The 23,633-nt window shown below is 62.2% G+C and carries 14 protein-coding genes; 8 read left to right on the top strand and 6 right to left on the bottom strand.

Annotated features, from left to right (window positions below; genetic code table 11):
* Nucleotides 1-7 precede the first annotated feature (7 nt).
* Nucleotides 8-3,130, bottom strand: coding sequence for a glycoside hydrolase family 2 TIM barrel-domain containing protein (locus tag PCK14_RS18175; protein WP_269939929.1), 3,123 nt, complete (start codon nucleotides 3,128-3,130; stop codon nucleotides 8-10).
* A complete protein-coding gene (locus PCK14_RS18180) occupies nucleotides 3,127-4,413 on the bottom strand; it encodes an ROK family protein (protein WP_269939930.1) in 1,287 nt (428 codons plus the stop codon). Before PCK14_RS18180 ends, PCK14_RS18175 begins: the two co-directional genes overlap by 4 nt.
* Nucleotides 4,414-4,594: 181 nt before the next feature.
* On the opposite strand from PCK14_RS18180, the gene PCK14_RS18185 reads away from it, so the two are divergent.
* The 6 genes from PCK14_RS18185 to PCK14_RS18210 all read left to right on the top strand — a co-directional run bounded on the left by PCK14_RS18185 (nucleotide 4,595) and on the right by PCK14_RS18210 (nucleotide 15,177).
* Nucleotides 4,595-5,902 carry an ABC transporter substrate-binding protein gene (locus tag PCK14_RS18185; protein ID WP_269939931.1) on the top strand — a complete coding sequence of 436 codons (1,308 nt, stop codon included), beginning with the start codon at nucleotides 4,595-4,597 and terminating at the stop codon, nucleotides 5,900-5,902.
* 97 nt (nucleotides 5,903-5,999) lie between these two features.
* Nucleotides 6,000-6,941: a carbohydrate ABC transporter permease gene (locus tag PCK14_RS18190; RefSeq protein ID WP_269939932.1), complete on the top strand. Its 942-nt coding sequence runs from the start codon at nucleotides 6,000-6,002 to the stop codon at nucleotides 6,939-6,941.
* The gene (locus PCK14_RS18195; protein WP_269939933.1) at nucleotides 6,938-7,864 is read left to right on the top strand and encodes a carbohydrate ABC transporter permease; all 927 of its coding nucleotides are present in this window, start codon (nucleotides 6,938-6,940) and stop codon (nucleotides 7,862-7,864) included. Before PCK14_RS18190 ends, PCK14_RS18195 begins: the two co-directional genes overlap by 4 nt.
* The gene (locus PCK14_RS18200) at nucleotides 7,845-9,119 is read left to right on the top strand and encodes a Gfo/Idh/MocA family protein (RefSeq protein ID WP_269939934.1); all 1,275 of its coding nucleotides are present in this window, start codon (nucleotides 7,845-7,847) and stop codon (nucleotides 9,117-9,119) included. The genes PCK14_RS18195 and PCK14_RS18200 overlap by 20 nt, the downstream gene beginning before the upstream one ends.
* Nucleotides 9,120-9,563: 444 nt before the next feature.
* A complete protein-coding gene (locus tag PCK14_RS18205) occupies nucleotides 9,564-14,429 on the top strand; it encodes a discoidin domain-containing protein (protein WP_269939935.1) in 4,866 nt (1,621 codons plus the stop codon).
* Between the two features lie 457 nt (nucleotides 14,430-14,886).
* Nucleotides 14,887-15,177 (top strand): hypothetical protein, encoded by a 291-nt coding sequence (locus PCK14_RS18210; RefSeq protein ID WP_269939936.1) that lies wholly within the window; start codon nucleotides 14,887-14,889, stop codon nucleotides 15,175-15,177.
* 1,242 nt (nucleotides 15,178-16,419) lie between these two features.
* On the opposite strand, the gene PCK14_RS18215 is transcribed toward PCK14_RS18210, so the two are convergent.
* The 3 genes from PCK14_RS18215 to PCK14_RS18225 all read right to left on the bottom strand — a co-directional run bounded on the left by PCK14_RS18215 (nucleotide 16,420) and on the right by PCK14_RS18225 (nucleotide 18,321).
* Entirely contained in the window at nucleotides 16,420-17,187 is a 768-nt protein-coding gene (locus PCK14_RS18215) for a triose-phosphate isomerase (protein WP_269939937.1), read from the bottom strand.
* Entirely contained in the window at nucleotides 17,184-17,672 is a 489-nt protein-coding gene (locus PCK14_RS18220) for a ribose-5-phosphate isomerase (protein WP_269939938.1), read from the bottom strand. Before PCK14_RS18220 ends, PCK14_RS18215 begins: the two co-directional genes overlap by 4 nt.
* A 73-nt stretch (nucleotides 17,673-17,745) precedes the next feature.
* The gene (locus tag PCK14_RS18225; RefSeq protein ID WP_269939939.1) at nucleotides 17,746-18,321 is read right to left on the bottom strand and encodes an HAD family hydrolase; all 576 of its coding nucleotides are present in this window, start codon (nucleotides 18,319-18,321) and stop codon (nucleotides 17,746-17,748) included.
* A gap of 50 nt (nucleotides 18,322-18,371) precedes the next feature.
* On the opposite strand from PCK14_RS18225, the gene PCK14_RS18230 reads away from it, so the two are divergent.
* Nucleotides 18,372-19,091 carry a hypothetical protein gene (locus tag PCK14_RS18230; RefSeq protein WP_269939940.1) on the top strand — a complete coding sequence of 240 codons (720 nt, stop codon included), beginning with the start codon at nucleotides 18,372-18,374 and terminating at the stop codon, nucleotides 19,089-19,091.
* Between the two features lie 51 nt (nucleotides 19,092-19,142).
* On the opposite strand, the gene PCK14_RS18235 is transcribed toward PCK14_RS18230, so the two are convergent.
* Entirely contained in the window at nucleotides 19,143-19,934 is a 792-nt protein-coding gene (locus PCK14_RS18235) for an SDR family NAD(P)-dependent oxidoreductase (RefSeq protein WP_269939941.1), read from the bottom strand.
* Nucleotides 19,935-20,609: 675 nt separating this feature from the next.
* Between PCK14_RS18235 and PCK14_RS18240 the strand changes: the two genes are divergently transcribed.
* Complete coding sequence (locus PCK14_RS18240; RefSeq protein WP_269939942.1) at nucleotides 20,610-23,105, top strand: hypothetical protein; 2,496 nt, start codon at nucleotides 20,610-20,612, stop codon at nucleotides 23,103-23,105.
* Nucleotides 23,106-23,633 lie beyond the last annotated feature (528 nt).

Below are 23,633 nucleotides of genomic sequence, written 5' to 3' on the forward strand. Positions count from 1 at the left end.
GATTCTCCTATGACTCGTACGGCAGCGAGCTCACGCGCGCCACAACGGTGCGCGCTTCGCTGCTCAGCATGTCGGTGGGCCAGACATCCGGCCCGCAAGATCGTGACCCGATGCCGTTCTGCGCGGCATCGAGGTACAGGTACGACGCGGTCGGCGTCGGCAGCTCGTACGGATGCTGCGCCTGCGCCAGCTCCTGCGCGGTGTGCCGGATCAGCGTGAAGCCCGGCCGGCGCCCCTGCAGGTCAGCGGGCGTGTCGAGCCGCACGCGCGGCTGCCCACCGACCGTCAGCGTCAGCTCGCGCAGCGCCGAGCGGTGCCCGGTCTCCTGCGGACGCGCGTACGGCTCGCTGAGCTCATCGATGCTGGCCGAGAACCGCCCCACGCGTGCGGCGTGGTCGGTGTCGGGGTAGGACTCACCGGGGCCGGCCCCGAACCAGTCGGCGCCGTCGACCGCGGTGGGCAGGTCGATACGCACACCCAACCGCGGCCAGATGTAGGGCCAGTCCGCCGTCGGCGCGAAGTCGAACCGCACCCACAGGTCACCGCGATGCAGCTGCCATGTCTCGGTGAGGGTGACCGCATGCCGCGAGTTCGGCGGCGACCACCGGGTTCTGGTCTGGATGCCGTTCTCGAAAGCCTGCACTGATTCGACACGGCCCCGCAGCAGGTGCAGGTAGTCGCGAGCCCAGGCATTCGCGTGCGGCGGGTCGACGGTCGCGGTGGCGTAGTCGACGGCCCTGGTGGGGTCGTACTTCGTCGAGTCGACGGCGCCCGCACCGCGGTCGTTGTCGGTCGGCGCGCGGAACAGCTCGAGGCGCACAGGTCCGGTCGCAAGGCCGGCCAGCGAGGTCAGACGACCGCCGACGAAGGATGCCGGGCCCAAGGTCATCGTGCCCGCCGCCTGCTCGGTCACCGCAGGTGCGCCCGGAGTGCTGGCGCGCGCCAGGTCGTGGATGCGGCGGGGCGTGAGGTCGAACTGCTGCGTGCCGACTACGTGCCCGGCATCCGCCCAGGGCAGGTCGGCGGCGAACTGCGCCTCGATGGTCAGCCAGGTCTCGCCGTCGGCGGACACCTCGGGCAGCGGCATCCGCAGCATCCGGACTTCGCCGGGGGCGAGAGGCACGTCGTCTGCGGGCTTCACCGGGATCTCGCCGGCAGGAACGCCGTCGATCTCGACGCGGGCGACGAAGCGCACCGGTGCGATCGCGACGCCCGCGTGACCGCGCACGTCGACGGTGAACTCGCCATCCTGCGACAAACCCGTGCCGAACTCGACGGGGGAGACAACGGCCGCATACTCGCGCAGGCCCTGGCTGGGCGTGCCTTCCGAGAACACCAGGCCGTCGAGCACGAAGTTGCTGTCGTGCACGAGCTCGCCGAAGTCGCCGCCGTAGGCGAAGTACTCCTGCCCGTCGGGTGCCGTGCTGCGGATGCCGTGGTCGCGCCACTCCCACACGAAGCCGCCATGCAGCCGGGGGTAGGTGCGGGTGCCGTCGGCGTTGCGCGCACGCACGAGCTCTTCATAGCGGGAGATCCCGCCGGGGCCGTTGCCCATGGCGTGCAGATACTCGCACATCAGGAACGGGCGGGTGCGGATGCGGGCGGCCTCGGCGAAGTCGGTCGCCCACGGCGTCTCGCCCTGATCGCTGCAGATGCTCTGCACGTCGGCGACCGCCGTGTACATGCGCGAATAGACGTCGGTGTAGCGGCCCTGGTAGTCGCCCTCGTAGTGCACGGGGCGTTCGGGGTCGCGGGCGTGGATCCAGTTCGCGGCATCCGCGAGGTTCTTACCGGTGTGCGATTCGTTGCCCAGCGACCACATGATCACGCTGGCGTGGTTCTTGTCGCGTTCGACCGTGCGCCGTACGCGGTCGACGACCGCATCGCGCCAGGCGGGGTCGCCACTTGGGTTGCCCGCCCACTGCACGGGCTCGGACTTGCCGAAGGCGTGCGACTCGTAGTCGTTCTCGAGCACGACCCAGAAGCCGAGTTCGTCGAACAGGTCGAGCGCGCGCGGGTGCGGCGGGTAGTGCGCGGTGCGGATGGCGTTGATGTTGTGCTGCTTCATCAGGTGCAGTTCTGCGCGCACCCAATCCTCGTTGAACACCCGCCCGAGGTCGGGGTGGTTCTCGTGCCGGTTGACACCATTGAGGATCACCTGAGTGCCGTTCACCCGGATTTCGCCGTCGATGATCTGCACAGTGCGGAACCCCAGGCGCAGCGCGATCTCTTCGCTCGCGCTCGAGACCGTGGCGTCGTACAGCCGCGGAACCTCGGCGGACCAGGGCTCGACGGTCCCGAGCTGCACACGCTGCACTTCGTCGGCGGTGACCCAGCTCAGGTCGATGCCGAGTTCGGGCACCTGCAGGCGGATCGGATACGCGGATGCGTCGGCGCGCACCTCGGGAAGGATGTCGCCCTCGCCGGTCTCGGCGTCGAAGGCCGTCCGCAGCCAGACATCCTCGATGCCGCCGACCGGACGCGCCTGCAGGGTGACATCGCGGAAGATGCCCGGCAGATACCACTGGTCCTGGTCCTCGACGAACGTCTGCGCCGACCACTTGTGCACGCGCACGGCAATGCTGTTCTCACCCGCATGCAGGGCAGCGGTGACGTCGAACTCCTGCGCGAGGCGCGAGCCGACGCCCACGCCGATCTCTTGCCCGTTGACCCAGACCCGGTAGATCGACTCGACACCGTCGAAGCGCAGCACGACGGCATCGAACCGCGTGGCGTCGAGCCACTCGGCCGGCAGGTCAAAGTTGCGGCGGTGGTCACCGGTCGGGTTCTCATCCGGCACGAAGGGAGGGTCGATCGGGATGCTCAGCTGGCTGTTGGTGTACTCGGGCCCGCCGAAGGCGCCGTCACCTGCGAGCACCCAGTGGCAGGGCAGCTCGATGGTGTCCCAGCCGGAGTCGTCGAAGCGCGGGTCGGCGATCGCCTCGGCATCCTCGCCCTCGGGCAGCACGGTTGGCGCACCGATCGAGCCGGGAGCGCCGGGCAGCAGCCGGAAGCGCCACTCGCCGTTCAGCGAGAGGGCGGGTGCCTTGGAGTGCAACCAGGAACGGGCGGGGCGGCGTGCGCCGGACCCTGCGCTGATGGCCGTGATGTAGTCAGCGGACGCGGTCATCCGACTTCCTCCTCGATGTTCTGTGCGGGGGTGATGTCTTTGACGAGTTTGGTGTCCTGCCGCCGAGCAGACGGGTTCGCGAACAGCATGTGCTCGACCTTGTCGAGCGCCAGACGCACGGCTCCGATCGCGGCGGCGCTCTCGCCCAGGGGGGAGAGGGCGACGCGTGGTTCGAAGAGGCAGACGCCCGCGAGCCTGGACTGTACGGCTTCCGACACGACGGCACCGGCCACGACGGCACCGCCGCCGACGACCACGACCTCGGGGTCGACGGTGATCACCAGGCCCTCGATGGCCGCGGCGAGCGCCTCGGCGAAGGCGATCACCGCCTGACGAGCACCCTCGACGCCGCGCGCCGCATCTTCGAAGACCGTCTGCGGGTCGATACCGCGAATCTCTTCGGGGGTGAGCGAATCGATGTTGACCCCGGTGAAGCTGACCAGTTCGCGGTGGGCATCGATCAGTCGGTTGCCGGAATCCGGTGGGATCTCGCCCGCCGCACCGTTGAACCCGAGCGGCGAGACGCCGTCGATGAGGTAAGCGGTGCCGAGTCGGAGGCCGGCATGCAGATAGACAGCACTGCTACTGCCGGCAGCTGCGCCGACCCAGTACTCGGCAAGCACGGCGGCACGCATGTCGTTGACGACCTGGACCGGTACCGGCAGGAACTCGCCGAGCATCTCGGCGAGGTTCTGCCCGACCAGATGCGACAGAATCGAGCGCACGATCTGCCCGTCTGCGCGCGCGATGCCCACGGTTGCCGCAGCCGCGGCGAGGATCTGCGAATGCTCGCGGCCGGCCAGGCGCAGCGCCTCGCCGATCGCGGTACGTGCGGCGGCGACCCGATCGGTTGCCGGTGCTTTCTCGGTCACGGGGTAGTAGGCCTGGCCTATGATGGTTCCGGCCAGGTCGGCGATCAGCGCGCGCACCCAGTGCGGTGCGAAGTCGACGCCGACCACGCATCCGGCCTGGGAATCGAACCAGATCCTCCGTGCCGGGCGACCTGCCTGACGGCGCCCGTGCTTCACGGTCGGAGCACCCTCGGCGAGCCATCCCTCGGCGATCAGCGCATCGACCGCATCCTCTGCCGTGGGGCGCGAGACGCCGGTGGCCCGAGCGATCTCGGTGACCGTGAAGCGGTGATCGCCGGTGGTCTCGGACGAGGTGGCCGGCGTCTGCTGGGCGGAGTAGAGCAGGTGCAGCACCGCGGCGATGTTCATCATCCGCAGCGCAGAGGCGTCACCCGCGTGCCGGTTTGCCCGTCGGACATCCTTGATCGACATACCAAATCTCATTTCTCAATAGCCCATAGCATAATGGTTTCCCCGAGTCTACCGGGAAAATTCGGACTTGACAGCATTTGCGTCCCCTGCAAAACTACCCGAACCGGGATAATACGAAATATATTTTAGTAACCCGCACTCAGCACTCAAAAATCACTCGCACCCTAGAAAAGAGCTACCTGTGCGTAAACAACGACGTATCACGCGGTACTTGGCCATTGGCATGGTTGCCGCTGCGGCCATCGGGCTTACCGGCTGCACCGCCGGCGGTTCGGGCACGACCACTCCTGACAAGGAAGGCAACGCCACGCTGACATTCCTCGTCTCCGAGTCGCCCAACCTGACCCCCGAGTACTGGGACGCGGCCATCGCCCGCGCCTCAAAGGTGGTTCCCGGCGTCACAATCAAGAAGGTCGTCGGCGAGAACACCCCGGCGTACGCCCAGCAGCTGTTCGCCTCGGGCCAGGCTCCCGACATCTTCGCCGCAGGCATCGCCAACGGCCTCGCGCAGAAGGGTGAGCTCGCCGAGTACACCCGCGCGGAGATGGAAGCTGCCGGCATCACGGACTTCACCTCCGGCACCATCAACGGCAAGTTCTACGGCATCCCCGCCGGCGCACAGGCCATCCCGCTGGTGTACTACAACAAGGACCTCTTCGCGAAGGCCGGAATCGACGGCCCGCCGGCGACCTACTCCGAGCTGCTCGACGACGCGACCAAGCTCAAGGCAGCCGGCATCGCACCGTTCGAGATCGGTGGCGGCGGCGAGGACACCTGGGCAACCACGTTCACGCTGAACGCCGTCGTGGCAGCAGACATGCTCACCGCCGACAAGGACTGGTTCCTCAAGCGCGAGAAGGGTGAGGTCAAGTTCACCGATCCCGAGTTCGTCGCCGCCGCTGCGAAGGTCGCGGCAATCACGAAGGCGGGCTTCGGCGACAAGGACGGCATGACCCGTACCTACGCCGACATGGAGCAGTCGTTCTTCGACGGCAAGGCCGCGATGTACCCGATGGGCTCCTGGTTCACCGCCGCTGCGGACGCCAAGAAGCTGACGAACATCGGCGCCTTCGGCTGGCCGAGCGACGCCGGCAAGCCGGCATTCCCGGTGGTCTCGGGTGCAGGCATGAACGTGAACGCGAAGTCGAAGAACGTCGAGCTCGCCAAGAAGTGGTCGCTGGCCTTCGCCACCGACAAGGAGAACATGGACGCCGGTGTGATCACCGACGGCGCAATCAGCACGGTCAAGGGTTACCAGATCCCCGAGAACGTCGGCACGCTCTACAAGGAGATGGTGGCCGCTTACGACGCCGCGGTCGCCGAAGACGCCACCGTTCCCGCGTGGGGCAACACCACGGGTGACGGAGCACTGCCTCCGGGCTTCAACGACAAGATGGTCGCCGCAAACGTCGACCTGATGACGGGCAAGACGTCGCCTGAGGACTTCGCGAAGTACCTCGACGAGCAGTACGCAGCCGCGCAGAAGTAAGGCGCAGTACCACAGGGAAGGGGGCGGACACCGACCGCACATCGGATCCGTCCCCTTCTTACAGGTTCACGACAAAACGAGAAGCGAAGTAGCCCTCATGAGCACCACCCAGATCAAGAGCAGTAAACCGCTGCCGCAGGGCAGAGCGTCCCTGCGCAAGCGCAGAAAATCCCTACACAGCCCCCTCCACTTCCTGTTGTTCGCGCTGCCGGGCGCGATCCTGTACTTCGTCTTCGTGCTGTGGCCACTGGTCCTCGCCTTCTGGTCGAGCCTGACCAACGAAGACGCATACCGCCCCAAGACCTCGTTCGTTTGGTTCGAGAACTACGCCAAGCTGTTCTCCGACCCGGCGTATCTGCAGGTACTCGGCAACACACTGGTCCTCACGATCATCGCCGTCATCGTGCCCAATGCACTCGGACTGGGCATTGCGATCCTGCTCGACCGCAGCGGCTGGGCGTTCAACGCCATGCGGGCCGTCTTCTTCGTGCCGGTCATCCTCTCATCCGTCGTCGTCGCCGTCGTCTGGCAGCAGCTGATGAAGGACGATGGTCTGATCAACGCGGCGCTGCGGCCCTTCACGGACAACCCTCCGGGATGGCTGTCCGATCCCAACCTCGCGCTGTACAGCGTCGCCACCATCGTCGCCTGGCAGTCGGTGGGCATGTGCGTGGTGCTCTACCTCGCGGGCCTGCAGAGCATTCCGAAGGAGCTGCTGGAAGCGGCATCCATCGACGGCGCCGGCCCCGTGCGCCGATTCCGGAACGTGACCTGGCCCCTGCTGGCACCCTCGGTCACGATCATGACCGTTCTGACCATGATCGGCGGCTTCAAGATCTACGACCAGGTGAAGGTCATGACCAACGGTGGTCCCGGCGTCGGCACCACCTCAACATTGGCGTTCGACGTCATCCAGACCGGCCTGAGCTCCGGTGCAGTGGGGTACAGCGCGGCAAAGGCCGCAGTGATGTTCTTCATCATCGCCCTCCTCTCGATGGCCTCGATGAAAATCATGAAGAAGCGGGAGGTGGACCTGTGAGCATCGAAGACACGTCAGTGGCCACGGAAGAGCTTGTGGAAGAAGAGGCGCAGTCCCTCTCGAACAGGAAGAAGAAGCGCCGCTGGCGCGGACAGGATGTCACGGCCGGCAGCCCAAGCCGCGCGATCATCGCCCTGCTCGTCACAGCGGTCTTCATCTACCCGATCTACCTCGTGGTGCTCAATGCGTTCAAGACGCAGGAGGACATCTACAAGTCCCCGGGCGTCCCGGTGCTGCCGCTCACGCTGCAGAACTTCACCGACGTGTTCACACGTTCGGATGGGCTGTTCTGGACCGGCCTGATCAACAGCGTGCAGATCACCGTGATCGGCACCCTGGTCGCCACCATGGTCGCCGCGATGATGGCGCACTACATGGTGCGCTCGACGAGCTGGTTCGCCAAGCTGCTGTGGATCACCATCCCGCTCGGCCTGATGATTCCGGCGGCGACCACTCTGCTGCCGCTGCTGCGCGTGCTGGACACGTTCGGGATGATCGGATCGATCTTCGGTCTGATCATCGTCTACATCGCCGGCAACCTGCCGTTCGGCGTGCTGGTGTTCAGCGGGTTCATGCGCTCGATCCCCAAGGAGATCGAAGAGGCTGCGGCCATCGACGGTGCGGGCCCCATTCGCACGTTCTGGGCGATCGTGTTCCCGCTGCTGCGTCCGGCCGGCGCGAGCGTCATCATCTTCCTGGCCGTCGGCATCTGGAACGACTTCATCACCCCGCTGATCATCCTCGGCCCCGGCAACGGAACGACGATCACGGTGGGCATGTACCGCCAGATCAGTGAGTACGTGTCGAACTACGGAGCAGTGTTCGCGTACATGGTGCTCGCCACCATCCCGATCGTGATCCTGTTCATCTTCTTGCAGAAATACTTCGTGAAGGGTCTTGTCAGTGGTGCATCAAAGGGATAATTCGGAGGGCGAATCGCGGAACATCCGGTTGGCGGTCGTCGGCGCAGGGATGCGCGGGCACGCCTATGCCTCAGAGGCAGCCCTGCTGCCGGGTGTCGAGGTCGTCGCCGTCGCAGAGAATAGCCCCACGGCGCTGCGCCGCTTCGCTGAGCTCTTCCCCGACGCGCAGGTTTTCGACGACTGGCAGGATCTGGCCGCGCAGCCGCAACTGGCGGATGCCGTGATCGTCTCGCTGCCCGATCATCTGCACCGCGACGCGAGCGTGACGTTCGCCGAGGCCGGCTACGACATCCTGCTCGAGAAGCCGATCGCGACCAGTCCCGAGGACTGCGACGACATCGAGGCCGCGGCGAACGCCAATGGCGTCAGCGTCACGGTGTGCCACGTGCTGCGGTACACGACCTACACGCAGAAGCTGCAGCAGCTGCTGGCAGACGGTGCGATCGGCGACATCATGCAGATCGAGCACCTCGAGCCGGTCGGGCACCACCACTTCGCGCACTCCTTCGTGCGTGGCAACTGGGCGCGCTCCAAGACTGCGCACAGCCTGCTGCTGGCCAAGTCGTGCCACGACATCGACTGGCTGCTGCACATCATGGGGCGACCGGTGGAGCGCGTGTCGTCGTTCGGCTCGCTGGGATACTTCCGCAAGGAATCGCAGCCCGAAGGAGCATCCGACCGGTGCTTCACGTGCCCCGTGGCGTCGTCGTGCGCCTTCGACGCGGTGCGGTTCTACCGCAGCGGTCTGAACAACCCCGGTTCGGCTGAGGAGTACAACGCGCGCGTCATGGCGGGCGAGGTCACCCCCGAGGCGATCGACAAGGCCCTCGAGACTGGTCCCTGGGGTCGGTGCGTGTACCTGTGCGACAACGACGTGGTCGACCACCAGTCCGTGCAGATGGAGTTCAGTGAGGGTCGCCTTGCGAGCTTCACGCTCACCGCGTTCGCCGAGGGGTCCAACCGCAAGACACGGCTGTTCGGCACGGCGGGTCAGATCACCGGCGATGGCCGGATGATCAGCGTTTACGACTTCCGCACCCTGAAGACGACCGTGTACGACACCGACGAGCTCGGCTTCGACGCCGCGGCGGGACATGGCGGCGGCGACAGGGGGCTCATGAGGGCCTTCATCGCGGCACTGCGCGAGGCGTCGCCCGAGGCCATGTCCTCGAGCATCAACGCGAGCATGGCCAGCCACCGTGTGGTGTTCGCGGCTGAAGAGGCGCGACTCAACGGGACTGTCGTCAGCCTGTAAGCAGTTTCACCGTAGGACTGAGGATGCCCTGGGGGAGCGGCAACGAGCCGCATTCCCAGGGCATCGTCGCATCCGTGCGGTCCTTGCCTTTGCGTACGTCGGGGCGTGGTACGTGCTGTCCGGCACCGAATGCGAGGCCCGCACCTCTGGTGGTGTGAGAGGAGGGGCGGGAAACCCGCCCCTCCTCTCGATCGTGCGCGCGAGATTCGCATCAATAAACCAGATCCAATGCCGCCTGCCGGGCTGCGGTCTTCGAGGTAATGCGCAAGATTGTGCAGATTTCACCTCTTGAGCTTGCGCAATGAATCTGATCTACTGTTCTTCAACTTGTTTGCTTAATGTGACTCATCGCCATCCCGGTGTGCGTTGTGTTGCGTCGGGCGCACGTTGCCCTCCCCACACGCCGGATCAAAGAAGACCGGCAACCGTCCCCAAGGAGCAACAATGAAGTTACAACGAGGAAGGTCGATCGCGATTCTCAGTGCAGCCGTACTGATGTCGACGACCATGATGTTGGGAGCATCCGCCCCTGCGCTCGCGCAGCAGGTCAGCGGCACCGCACCGTTCATCAACTCCTGGCTGGTGTCCGGCCCGTTCGACACGGCCGTCGCCGACAAGCTCTACGGCTGCGAGGCGGCCTCGATCAAGAACCTCGCGGCGTCGGCCACAGCCACAGCATCCTCCGCGACACTGGCACCCAACCCGCCGTCGCAGCTGATCGACGGTGACACGCGCAAACAGTGGGTCACCCAGAACGACTCTGCCCCGACCGTCACCCTGACCTGGGCGACGCCGACGGCGATGAACGAAGTCAGCATCGCACAGTGGGGCGACAGCCGCCACGTCAACAAGTACTACGACATCACGTTCACGCTAGCCGATGGCTCCACGGTCGTCTCGCCGCGTGTGAACAGCACGTCGGGCTCGTCGGCATCGCCCACGGTCTACATGCACGAGAGCATGCTGAAGAACGTCGTCTCGCTGACCATCGCGATCGACCACGGTCTCACCCCCTATCCGTCGATCACTGGCCTCTCCGAGGTCGAGGTCTACGAGCGTCCGGCGCCCGCAGAGGGCAGCGATGCGATCAGTCCCGTCGTCGGCGGTGAGCTCGCCGTGGGGGCGGAGTCCAGCGACTGGGAGTACTTCGACGACCGTCTGTTCAACCGCAACTACGACGACTACCAGGACCTGTCCGGCTACTTCGAGGTGAAGAAGGGCGAGGACACCCGCAACAAGTTTGTCTACGCCCACACCTACGTCTACAGCCCTGACGCACGCAAGGCGTTTGTGAACGTCGGCGCCAGTGGTTCGTACCGCCTTTACGTCAACGACAACTGCGTGACCGCACCCAGCAAGCCCGTCGAGGTGCAGAAGGACCTCACCCGTCAGGAGGTTGACCTGAAGGCCGGCTGGAACAAGGTGCTGCTGCAGATCGAGCACACCTACACCGAAGACGTGAATGGTAACGGCGTGCCGATCGCCAAGGACCAGGATGTCGCCTACCTCGGCTTCTACGGTCGGGTCAGCGACAAAGACGGCAACCGGATCGACGACATCGTCACCTCGGTGACGGGGCCTGCCGAGAAGCTGCAGATCGACACGCAGGCGCTCGACGGCGATGGCAAGGACAAGCTGCCGACCAATGCGCTGCCGACCGGCTACCTCGAGTGGCCGTATGTGTGGAACAAGTCCACCACGAACAACAACTACGGCGTCTCGGCCTCGGCATTCCAGTTCAACGCGAGTGGCGGTGAGCCCGGGTACACCTGGAAGCTCGTCGACGGCGAACTGCCCAAGGGGCTCGAGCTGAACCCCGACGGCACGATCGCCGACGGCCTCGTGAACGGCAAGGCCGATCTGAACAGCACCAAGGGCATCATCAGCGGGGATGCCCGCATCGGCGACTACAAATTCACCCTGCAGGTGACGGATGCTGCGGGCGCGACAGCGAACAAGATGTTCACCCTCACGGTCAAGGACCGCCCGAACCGCAAGTTCGAAGAGGGCCGCGTCGGTGCACTCACGCACTCGACTCCGATCTACAAGTACTTCGTCGACCCGAACTACTCGGTCGACCAGTGGGCGCAGCGTGCCAAGGAACAGGGCCATTCGCTGGTGTCGATCGAGGCGCTGCAGCAGAACTACTACTGGCCTTCGAAGTTCGCCGACCCGGCGCACGACCGCAACAAGTACATGCCCAAGAGCGCCGACGGCAAGGTCGTTGACGGCCTGAAGCCGTTCGAAGAGGCGGTCAAGCGGTACGGCATGGACTTCGGTCTCTACTACGCCACCGAGGGTGGCGGCCTGCAGCACTACTCGACTGATGTCTTCGTGCAGAACGTCGAGGACCTGCTGAAGCGCTACGAGCCCAGCTACCTGTACTTCGATGGCCCGCAGGCCATGCGCAGCGCGAACTACGACGTGATGTACAGCGCCGTGCGCAACCACAGCGCCGACGTCGTCATCGACTCGAACGCGTGGGGAGAGGAGTACGGCGATCCTGACCTGCGCACCGACGAGGCCTCGCACATTTACGCCAACACGGCACGCAACCATCTCGTCAAGCGCACTCCGATGGAGCCGTGGAAGATCGTGCTGACGGATCACGAGCGCTCGCCGTACTACGGGCAGCGCGATGACTTCCGCCTGGTGACGCAGGAGATGATCATGAACGTCGGCAGGGGCTATGTCGACAACAACGATCAGACCATCACGAACAGCCGCGGACCGAACTGGGATTCGCCGACGGATATCGCCACGCGCTACCCGCAGGCCGCTCAGGAGATGATGGACGTCCGCAACGGACTGGCTGACTGGTTCGCACCGGCATCCGGAATCAACCTGCACGAGTCGACCACCGGCACGACGCCGTTCTTCCTACCTGGATACGGATTCGACGACGACGCCCGCGGCAACTACGAGAAGTTCGCCTTCCCGAACGCGTCGACCGGCCCGCAGTGGGGCTACGCGACCGCGCGTGACAACGCCATCTACCTGCACATCCTGAAGGGACCGGACGGCAAGAAGGGCTTCGACGCGATCGCGAACGGCAAGCTCAGCATCGGCGGCATCAAGGACAAGGTCACCAAGGTGACCTTGCTCAACGACGGATCGCCGGTCACCGGGGTGATGCAGAGCGGCACCGAGCTCGCGCTCGACCTGTCGGCCGTCACTGTCGACCCCGTCGACACGATCATCAAGATCGAGACCGACAGCAAGAAGCGCACCTACGAGCTGACGAACGCGACGATCGACTCGACCCCGGTCGGCGGTGGCGGGCTCAAGCTCGTCGCGGGCGGGTACATGACATACCCGGCACTGCCGGCGAAGCTCGACAAGGTCGTCTTCAACGCCCCCGATGAGCGGGTCGCGAAGGTCAACAAGAACGGCAACGTCATCCCCCGTTCCGACGGGTCGGTGAAGGTCGATCTTGAGGCGACGTCCGGCAAGATCACCAAGAAGGCATCCGTAACCATCACCGTGAAGGACGGCATCGCCTACATCGGGCAGGACCTGTCATCGGCCGTGCTGCGGATCGATGGCAAGGAGACCTTCGGAACGTTCGCGATGGGCGCCAAGCCCGCGTACTCGCTCGACGGGCGCTCCGGCCACGGCCAGTCCGTCAGGCTGGATGCTGCCGACATCACATGGCACGCCGGCATCGTCGACCTGACGGCAGGCACGAAGACTGAACCGGTCGTGATCAACGAGGTCGACACGTTCGACTTCGCCAAGGGCAAGCTGACGACGCCCCGCGTTGCTGAGCAGACCCGTGGTGTCGTGTGGGCCGAGGCGACGCTGGACGGCAAGACCGTCACCAGCAACCGGGTCTTCCTCGACCTGCTGCCGACGCGCGACGTCGCGGCAGCGGCGACCGTCACCACCAGTGATGAGTCGGATGCCGGGAAGAAGCTGACAGACGGCATCGTCATCGACGCAGCGCACCTGAACGGCTCCGGCTGGAGCGCGTCTGCGTCGGGCGCGTCGTGGGCGCAGTTCGACCTGGCGGCTCCCACCGAGCTGTCCAGCGTTGGCCTGTCGTTCAACAAGTCGGGCCAGCGCTACGCGAACGCGCCGCGCAAGGTCGTCATCCAGACGAGCATCGACGGCCAGACGTGGAAGGACGCGGTCTCCAGCAACGGACCAAGCGGCGGTGTCTACTGGAACACGATCAACACCTACCCGGTGACCGGTCTCGCGCAGCACGTACGGATCTCGTTCCCCGAGGGTTCGGCGGGAGCATCCCTCGACCTGCTCGAGGTGCAGATTCAGGCCTCGCACGAGATGACCGGACTGTCGAGCATCATCGCGACGCCGAAGCTTGACAACGACCAGCGCACGGCGAAGGTCAGTGTTGCCGGGCTCGCGTTCGACGGCAGCGCGGTCTCGGTGGCGAATGGTGATGTGAAGATTGTCAGTGGGGATCGCAAGGTCGCCACTGTCGATGCGAAGGGCGTCGTTCGTGCGGTCGGCGAGGGCACGACGCAGGTCACTGTTCGTGCAACGGTCAATGGCTACCAGGCATCCGATGTCTTCTTCGTGAAGGTCGGTGCCGACGGCAAGATCTCGCTGCCGACTTACGTGCGCAGCGTGGACTTGTCGCTGAGTGGCGACAAGATCCGGGTGGATGAGCCGATCACCGCGACGGTGAAGACGACGCTGAACACCGGCGAGGTGGCCGATCCTGCGGATCTGACCACGACGTTCGAGTTCAGCGACGCACGTCTGAAGCAGGACGGCAGCACCATCGTGCTGACCGAGCCGGTCACCGGCGCGCTCACCGCCACGGTGCGCGCCACGGTCGTGAAGGACGGCCAGACGCTCACCTCGGCACCCGTGTCGCTGATCATGACGGGAGACAACCTCGCCAGCACGGCCAGCGTGACTGTCTCGTCGGTGCGGGACCGCAACGGTGTGCCGAACGGCGACAACCAGGATGACCGCTACGTCGGAGCCAAGGCCGTCGACGGTGACAAGGCGACGTCGTGGGCATCCAAGCAGACGGATGTCTCGCCGTGGATCAAGCTCGACTTCGGGTCTGACGTGACCATCGACCGGGTCAACCTGATCGACCGCGGGCACGACGTCAATCAGATCGTCGAGGGTCTGCTGGAGTGGGAAGGCGGCAGCAAGTTCGTCACCGGGATCAAGTGGGACGGCCAGCCCGACAACATGATCACTCTGGATGCACCGGTGAAGACCTCGTGGCTGAAGTTCACGGTCGACCCGAACAACGTGTTCAACAACCAGGCGCACGGTGGTGAGGTCGGACTCGCCGAGTTCAGCGCGTTCGGTCCGAAGAACTAAGCGCAGAATGCAAGGGGTGGGGGTGAGCCATGCGGCTCACCCCCACCCCTTGGAGGTTGCAAAAGGTCGGGGTGAGACTTCCCGACGCACTGGCAGGGTTCATTCAACAAAATAATTGGTCAATCCTTACGTGACCTGGATCCACCAGGCACTGACGGACGACATCCGGCTTCTGATTCTCAGAGGAACACAGAGTCATGGCGAATCCACGAAAGTGGGCACGCGTCTGACGGCCGTTGTGGTGACGTTGGCGATGGGGGTGGGCGGCCTGCTGGTCGCGGCGCCGCCAGCGACAGCAGAAGACACGGCAGCGCCACGCACCGATGCGGCGCCGGCGGGGCATCCGCAGCAGAGTGGGGGAAGCTCTCCGCGATGCTGGACCAGTACAAGGGCGTCTACACGTCGGACACGAAGCGGGCTCCCGTGGGACACGAATTACGCACCGGACGGGCCGCTCATGGGGAACGGCACCCTGTTCGGCTTGGTCGCGGGTGACCGCAAGACGCAGAATGTGTACCTCCCGCGCAGCGACATGTGGCGGGATCGCTCGTCCAACAACGGGCAGCAGTACACGGCTCTGGGCGGGCTCACGATCGGCATGCAGGCGCCGTCCAGCCTTGCTGACGGCAAGAGTGTGACCGCCAGTGGATATATCGCCGCGAACCAAGCACTCGAAATGCTCAGGGACGGTCTCGACAGCACGAAATGGTGCGCCACGCTTGCGACCAACGGCGGTAGCTCGGTGTAATGGGTGGTCATTGATTTGGGATCGATGCAGGATGTGGGCCGCTGGGTGGTTCGGCATGCGTCGTCCAGCGGCGAGACGTCAGCCTGGAACACGCGCGACTTACGGCTGCAGTACTCCAACCAGGAGTCGCCTGAGGGGGCGAACGATGCTGCCTCAATGATGACGCAGCCGTCGGCAGGGAGTTCCCACCACGTCATACAAAACTCATACTTTTGAAGGCACAGCAGCCACCATTTAGTAGCTTGTATTGTTGCAATCAAACCATGCAAGAACAGGCCAAAATGGCCCATTGGCAGCGAGAAACCCAGCGTTGGCTTGAGAGCGGGGGTCGTCGGTTCGAATCCGACAGGGGGCCCTCGAGTTTTGAGGGCCAAAAGCCAGGATTTACGGAGTTTTTCGCAATGGCGGGGTGGTTTTCCACCCCGCCATTGCGCTTCTAAATGCTTGTGGCATTCGAACGCAACGGTCGTCGGTTCGAATCCGAGATTGGGTTGGGGCGGTGCCGCTGACCTGCGACTTTGCTGCGGGGGAGTGGCATCGAGATACGCCGTTCCGACCGAACTCATTAAAAACTCATTAAATTGATTTCCGGCCCGTATCGGGTTTGGCCCTTGCAGAGGCATCCTTTGGCGTTGTCCTGACTTCGAGGGACGTGGCTATTTGGTTGCCGCGTAGATCAGAGTCCCGTTGGCCGCGCCGTGGAATTCCGCTGCACGACTTTCGCGCTGGTCTCGTCCTGCAAATGATCCAAGGTGGGGACGGTTCAACAACTTAGTAAGTACCATCTTGGATGAAAAACATAGGCGGCTACCGGTAGTCCAAGAGAGTGCAATCGACGGACGGGTGTAAATAGAGTGTAAGGCTTGCGATGAGCCCCTAGAATCCTGAGGCCCGCCCCATTTATGAAAGCTCCAGAGGCATGAGTACGTCCTGGATGATTGTCGGCCTACAGAGCCCGGGTCGGCTGCTTCCAGCACAACCTTCCCACCGTCAGGCAAGGTGAGGTTGAGGATGTGCAGTTCGCCGTACGACGACTGCCGTGGGCGGATCCCAGCGCGGAATCAATGCTGCACTCGGGATTCAAGATGCAGAAGAAAACCCAGAGCGATGGTCGAGTGTCAACAAGGCATCGGTGTGGCGAGCCGCGTCCGGATGCATGCGGGTGAGTGCAACACCTGTGCAGTCGATGCACTCGAGGGGTGTTCGGACGGCCTCCGTGACGTCAAGATTGCCCTCTCCGGTCTATGTCAGTACGCCTCGGACCTGCTTGTTCACCTGATCTGCCTCATCCAATACAGCGAACAGCTTGTCGGCATCATGCGCATGACGTCCTAGGAACAGGCCGTCGGCGTCACTACCCAGCCGCGTAAGCATTCCGGGCCCTGCCGACCCGCCATAGATGACCGCACTTCCCCGCCGCACCGAGTCTTTGTCCAGGCTAGAGCGCAAGAAGCGGGTAACGGCAACGATGTGCCTCTTGGGGGCGGGTTGAGCGGCTCCGATGGCCCACACTGGTTCGTAAGCGACGATAATGGGGCCAGCCGGAGCGCTAACTAGGCTCGCCGCGAGCTGCTCAACCGCAGAATGGGCGGCGTCAGCTATGCCTGAGCGCTCCGCCTCACCGACACATATGACGGGCGTTACACCCGCACGGAGCGCGGCGGCGGCTTTCGCGGCTGTAGTGCCGTCGCTTTCGAAGAATAGTCGGCGTCGTTCGGCGTGACCTACCTCGACGACGCCCACACCGATCTCGGCCAATTCCTCGGCGGTCACTTCGCCGGTAGTAGCTCCCGACTCATACTCGGAGACATTCTGTGCACCAACGACAACCGGTGTGCCCGAAAAGGCGTCGAGGGCTGGGAGGATCTGTAGGTATGTCGGCGCCACGAAAAGTCGGACATCCCTCGTGAGCAGTGCCGGGTGGACGGCCGCGCGCTCGGCGACGCGACCGAACCAGTCGCCGGCCTGACTGTGCGTGAAGTAGGTCTTGAGGCTGACTCCGATAGTCAACGGTGCTCTCGTCTGCTCCAACGGTCCTCGTATTCCTGGATCACGGCTACTTTGCTCGCAGAAGCCGACGCGGTGTCGAAACGGTAGGTGAGCCATTCGCACACCAATCGACGGGCTAGTTCGACACCGACGATACGCTGGCCAATCGTGAGCACCTGGGCGTTGTTGGAGAGCACGCTGCGCTCGACTGAGAACGGGTCATGAGCAGTGACGGCACGCACACCGGCCACCTTGTTAGCTGCGATGGCCATACCGAGACCGGTACCGCAAATTAACAAGGCACGATCAGCAAGGCCCGAAGCTACTTGCTCGGCGGCTTCGAATGCAACCAGAGGATAGAGGGCGTGACTGCCGATGCCCACATCAATGACCATCGAGACCCCCGGGTTGGTTTCGAGATCGCGTTTGAGGATTTCCTTGTAGTCATGGCCGGCGTCGTCGCTGCCAATCAATATGCGGAGAGGAGAAAAACTCTTATGCGTCATGTCTGGGATCCTATTTCTGCCGTAGGAACACCAGCAAGCGCCGCCACTAACAGCGTGAACTGATTGCTGCGGGTCATCTGTGTGAGCGATTCTGAATCGACTGCGCGCTGATGAATGCGAGCCCGCACTGCCGTGCGAGCGTCCGGTCGGATGCGGTGTTCCCGATGTAAATAGCTTCCTCTCGATCGGGGAAGGCTTCAAGACAGTCGCGTAGCATCAGTTCTTTGGACGCGGGCGTGTTCGTTGTCCGGCCCAATACGAGCGCAAAGTGGTCGTAGACTCCGGCTTCCAGGAGCATAGCCTGCGTCCAGCTCTCCTCGCTGTGGCTAATGGCGCACGCAATGGTTCCGCGTGATGCGATGAACTCCATGACATCGACGTTAATATCGACCGGCTGAACGACCTGGGCAAGTTCGCGCTTCCGTTTCGCAATTTGCATGGCGGTCGTCTGGGGCATATTCAGCGAGCGTGCAGTCGAGAAGCTGTCGTTGCCGGCGGCGAACGATAGCTCTATGGCAGAAAGATGGGGCTCTCGGTCATAGCCGTAGTGTGCAAGCGCTGAACGCCACGCCGCGAGGTGTAGGTCGTCCGTATTCAGGATGGTTCCTCCTACATCGGAGATGACCAGCGAAGATGCTCCACCGTCCATAGCGGTTTCTCTGCTTCCAATAAGTGATGCCTGTACTGCAGGATAGTGCCATGATAACTCTTCTTATATTCGCTGGTGGTCGTGGCACGCGCCTCTTCGGACCGAACGGGGGCTGCAAGGCAGCGACGAAGTTGACGGACGACCTCTCGCTGATCAGCTACGCCCTGTTCGAAGGGATCCCGCTCTCCCTGACGCCGCCCGCTGTTCTCCTTAGCACGGACGGGTGTGAGGAACTGCCCGATTCTCTCGGGCAATGGCGACCACCCGTGGACGTGATCCGTGCGCCAGCCGGGGGTACCGCTCGCGCGGTCGTGGATCTACTAGCGCGTTCGGCTGAGCAAATCTCGGTTGTGCTGCCCGGTGACGTCGTCGGAGAGAGAGGAGCCCTCAACGACTTTATCAAGCAGGCGACGAGGATCGTCCGCGAGTCGGGCGGGCCACTGTGCGTGATTGCGACGACTGATATCGCGCCGGATGAGAGCGACCCTGGTTTCGTCGTCAGCACGGAGGCCGGAATCGTTTTGGAGCTTGGCAAGGGGGCAACGCCGACGGAGGAGACGTGGGTCGGTGTGCGCGTCCTGAATCAGGCCTTCGCCCGTCTATATGTGGAGTCGTGGGATGGACAACGCGACGATGAACAGCAAATGTCGAATCTCGCTACACATCTACTGGGTTCCGTTCGGAGCCTTCGCTGTGCGAGCCTATTCGACGTGGACGATGAACTGTCCCTTTCGCGTGCGCGCGTGCTCGCCAGCGGATGGGGGTATTAGTCTGTGAAGACGCGCACGTAAGTGCGACTCACGAAGATAAGAATCGGGAATTCAGGCTCCGACCATAGTGTATCCGCCATCCGACGGCACGAAGCCGCCGGTCAGATGCGCCGCCTCATCCGTTGCCAGCCAGAGGCACGCACCGGCAATGTGTTCAGGTAACGGGATCACACCCATTGGCGTATGAGAAAGTAGGGCCTCGCGCCGCCCGGACGCCCAATCCCGACGATTCATCAGCTGCTCCGTCTCGATAGAGCCCGGAGCGAATGTATTCACGCGCACGGAGGGCGCGAACGCCAATGCATATGACTTGGTAATGCCGACGATCGCGTACTTTGAGGCGACGTAGTGCGGTGCCCGGGAAGATCCATGCACGATCACAGTCGAGCCGACGTTGATGATCACGCCCCGGCCTTGTGCCACCATACGTTGTCCGAACTCATGTGTCATGAGCAAAGTGCCTTTCACATTTACATCGATGACGGTATCGAGATCGCCCTGAGTCAGCTCGCGCCACGTAAGCTGATTGCCGGCCACGTCGCCAGCGTTGTTGACGAGCACATCTAGCTCGCCGAATGCTTCGAAGACGTCGTCGGCCATTCTCTCCACTTGATCCTGACACGAGATGTCTGCCTGTACGACGATCCCATGGCTGCCGGCTTCGCGAACGCGATCGAGGGTCTCCTCAGCACCCGCCCTCGACCGGTTGAAATGCACGGCTACTTGCGCGCCTTCTTTGGCGGCGCGCACTGCAATTTCGGCGCCCAATCCAGTCCCCGCTCCAGTCACAAGTACCACTTTTCCAGCGAAACGGGGGTAGATCTGAGCCTCATTGTGTAACATCAGTATTCCTTCTTTGGGGTCGAAGTTGTATTCCTGCGATCCCGTGCTCGGCCCACGATGGGGGATTTCCAGGGGGCGATGTAACTCTGGGTGCGAGGCATCACATCCTTGACATGCAACGACTTGCTTGATTTCTCCGAACATCCCCCGGGGACCATTATCGCGCGTCTGGCTTCGCCGTGATCTACCGACCCGCGGCTGGTCCTGATTGATTTCGGGGCTGCCGACGCTTGTGGTTTTGGGTATTCCAGGATCTCCGGCCTCGTTGCTAGTCGGAGTACCACTGGTGGTCCTTATTGCGCCATACGGCTAGGGTGAGGTGGTCAGATGATTCATTCACGGACGCCAAGGAGAAGACGGGACCGTTCGCGATATCAGCAAAGTCCATGACCGAAACTTCCGAAGCGTCTCTTAAATCCTCGTGGTGAGATTGCCGTTTTGGATTAGGCTTAGGTCGACTCGCGAGGGGACAAGGCGGATCGATATGCCTCAAGCTGGGCAAAACCAGTATGATCGCTTTACGGGACAGGGGATTGCATAGTGGCGCTTCGAGATTTGTTAAACAACGGTGGTACGTCGGTCAACGCGCACCGAGTATTTACAAACCGATTTAGCGAAGCGGAAGCATATCGTAATGCTATTTCACTGATTAGGTTTAGCTCCAAGCAACCGACCTTGTTCACCACACTGATCGGCGCTCGAACAAACGTACTGTCCTACTATGGGCATGGTGGTATTGGAAAATCAGCACTTTCCAAGCATCTGGAGGGAATTGATCTCGAAGTCGATAGTGAGATTTCGCCTCAAGCATTGCCCCCTATGCTTTCCCTCAGGTACGATCTGTCGACGAGTTCGGCCAGAGACGCCGAGTCGATCCTTCTGGCTCTTCGCGCAAAGCTGGCCGCAGCCAACGTAAGAGCACCGGCTTTCGACTTGGCTTTCGCGTACTACTGGGCCCAAACCCATCCGGGGCAACATTTGACTGAATATTTGTCACGGTCGACAGTGTCAGGGCGTGCGTCAGAAATGACCGACCTGGGGTCAATCATGCAGGATGCCTTAAACGATATTGTTGGCCAAGTCGCCGATGTGTCTACTTTTGGAGTCGCCGGGGCAGCGTTTCGACTGACGAAAGGTATCGCTGCAACCGTATCTCGGCGGCTGGATAATTCAAAGATTCTGAGAAACTGCAAATATTTGAGTGAAGCTCTTAACGAAGTGAACATGGTCGATTTGAGAATGTTCCTTCCGCATTTTTTGGCGTGGGATCTCCACCAAGCTCAGATGAACCACGAAGGCCATGCACCAGCCCGCACCTTTGTGGTCTTCTTTGATTCATGGGAAGACGTGCAGGCGGACAGCGGTTACCGTGGATGCCTTGAAGACGTACTCAGCCAGCTCGTATTTTTGATGCCAAATGTACTCTTTGTAATTACGGGTCGAGAAAGATTGCGTTGGGCAGAGAAAGAATCTGCAGCCTACTTGACTCGCTCTGGGCCTAACTTCTGGCCAGGTCTTGCACTTTCGGAGTCGGGTGAAAAGGACCAGCACCTCTTGGGCACGCTTTCTCACAAGGACAGTTTGGAATTCTTGCATGTCGCGACGGCGGCTAGGCCAATTGAGCCCGATCTCTTGGATGCTCTGGTCGCTCAAAGCGGCGGTCATCCTGACTATTTGGACGCCATCATTGACCTGTGGCAGGGGGCCTTGACTGACGGTTCACCGCTGACTATCCAAAGCGTGAGTGGTGGACTACCTCAAGTTTACCAGCGCGTATTCCGAGGGCTGCCGCCACTCGAGCGGGATCTGTTGTTGGCGGCATCTTTGGTACCGGTATTCAGCGAAGAGATTCTTTCCGCCATGGTACCGCAGGCAACTCCACTACAGATTACCGGATTTCTGCACCGACATTTCATCGAATCCACGATGTCTGACTGGCTTGAATTTCGCCTGCGCTCTTCAGTTGCCGAATTGGTGACTGCTTCTCGGAATAGCTCAATTTGGTTTTGGTCGAGTCACCAGGTTCGTTCTGCTTTGAGTAACGCAGTTAACCAGCTGCTAGCGAGCTGCTTGACACTCCCTAGCGTAGCCACACTTACCAGCAACATCAAGCTGGATCAGGCAATTAAATTTGTCATCAGCCTTGAACGAACCGGTGCTGAGCTTCCGCCACGTACGGTGGACCTCATTTTTGCGGCCAATGTTGCAGGCAGCGCAGGTCGGCTCTTCGAGACGGAGTTTGGCGGCGAGTCCAGCTATTTCAGCAACGTACTGCGTTCGGTTATTGCTCTCGAATCGTCCGGAGTACCCAGCATCGGCCATCCAAGTGATCACGAACCCAGATGGTTGGTTGATACCCACCAGGTATCAATAGCTCGGCACATGCTATTGGAAGGCAACTTGTCCGGCTGCTCGGAGGTGCTGTCGACAATTACAGACTCCACCCCAACAATTGCTCATAGGCGATCCAAACTTGAAATCCTTCTAGCGTCTCGGTCCGGGGAGTTGATTCGCGGGCGTAAGCTCGCAGAAAACTGGACGGTTCAAGATGAGCGCAGCGACTTACTTGGGCATATTGCCTTGTGGCAAGGTGACTTTGTCAAGGCGCGCAACTACTTCCAAAGCGCTGCCGATTTTGCCCGAAGTGCTGCCCGGGATTTGGAGTACGCGCGCGGATTGCGCCACCAAGCGCGCGTGGAAGCGATCATGGATCACCCAGATGTGGAGTCGACGCTTTCTCAAGCTCAAAAAGTGAATTTGGCCGTAGATTCGTCAATTGGACTTGCCCAGATCGAAGGTACGCGCGGGATTGTCGCGGCCAGAGGAGGTGACACGGAGGCGTCAAGTTTCTTGTTGCACATGGCTTGCCGTCACTTTGAGGAGTCCAAGGCGAATGTTGATATTGCTTCGCTATGCGTGAGCGCGGTTCTCTCAGCGCGGTTGGTGAGCCGAACGGATCTATTCGACGAATGGCATCAGATTCTCGACCGAGTGTGCTTGAACGAAGCAGATTCGCGGCTTTACAGGCGCACGATTGCGTTTGTCAATGGATCTATCGGTCAGGCTCGGCAAGGTCTCGCTCGCGATTATGACGACCCTGTGAATTCCGCTCGAGCATGGTTTGAGGCAGCGACGCCGCGCAGGAAAGTAATATTGCCAGTATCTAGTTGAATACATCAATCGGAATTCTGGAAATAGCACGAGAAATACGCAATTTTTGGACTAATTAACCTCAATACCGCTGACTGACGTTATTTTGGTGCGACCCGATTCTCCATTTTGGACCCGCTGCGGGGGAAAGTCGATGGCATTCTTGGCCGCAACATAGCCTCCACGCGAAGCTATGGACCCAGGACGCTGGGCGTGTTAGGTGTCCTGAGTCCATAGTGGCTGTGACCAGCGATGCCGAGTCCGCGCCTAATTGTCCTGAGGGCAGGTGTTCCAGAGGGCTGCCCTCGAGGTCGACGACAGCCAGCCGCGACCTGCTTGCTGAGGAGTCTGACGTTCCTCAGGTGAGAACAGATGACTGACAAGCGAGGCACAGCGGGATTCGACCGACTCATTAGAAACGCTGTCAGCGCTGGTCGAATAGTGAGCCGTTTTGTGGGGTGAATTGTGAGCCACGTTGATGGAACTATTCTGCCGTACTCTCGGTTCTTGTCGAGGGTAGTGAGTCGATTTGGTGGTCCTTGAGGCGGT

This window comes from Arthrobacter sp. HY1533, assembly GCF_027568515.1.
Classification (GTDB): Bacteria; Actinomycetota; Actinomycetes; order Actinomycetales; family Micrococcaceae; genus Specibacter.

Coding starts and splice junctions, on each gene's coding strand:
- PCK14_RS18180 (WP_269939930.1), bottom strand. CDS start 4,413: ATGTCGATCAAGGATGTCCGACGGGCAAACCGGCACGCGGGTGACGCC.
- PCK14_RS18190 (WP_269939932.1), top strand. CDS start 6,000: ATGAGCACCACCCAGATCAAGAGCAGTAAACCGCTGCCGCAGGGCAGA.
- PCK14_RS18225 (WP_269939939.1), bottom strand. CDS start 18,321: ATGGACGGTGGAGCATCTTCGCTGGTCATCTCCGATGTAGGAGGAACC.
- PCK14_RS18230 (WP_269939940.1), top strand. CDS start 18,372: ATGATAACTCTTCTTATATTCGCTGGTGGTCGTGGCACGCGCCTCTTC.
- PCK14_RS18205 (WP_269939935.1), top strand. CDS start 9,564: ATGAAGTTACAACGAGGAAGGTCGATCGCGATTCTCAGTGCAGCCGTA.
- PCK14_RS18210 (WP_269939936.1), top strand. CDS start 14,887: ATGGGGAACGGCACCCTGTTCGGCTTGGTCGCGGGTGACCGCAAGACG.
- PCK14_RS18235 (WP_269939941.1), bottom strand. CDS start 19,934: ATGTTACACAATGAGGCTCAGATCTACCCCCGTTTCGCTGGAAAAGTG.
- PCK14_RS18175 (WP_269939929.1), bottom strand. CDS start 3,130: ATGACCGCGTCCGCTGACTACATCACGGCCATCAGCGCAGGGTCCGGC.
- PCK14_RS18220 (WP_269939938.1), bottom strand. CDS start 17,672: ATGACGCATAAGAGTTTTTCTCCTCTCCGCATATTGATTGGCAGCGAC.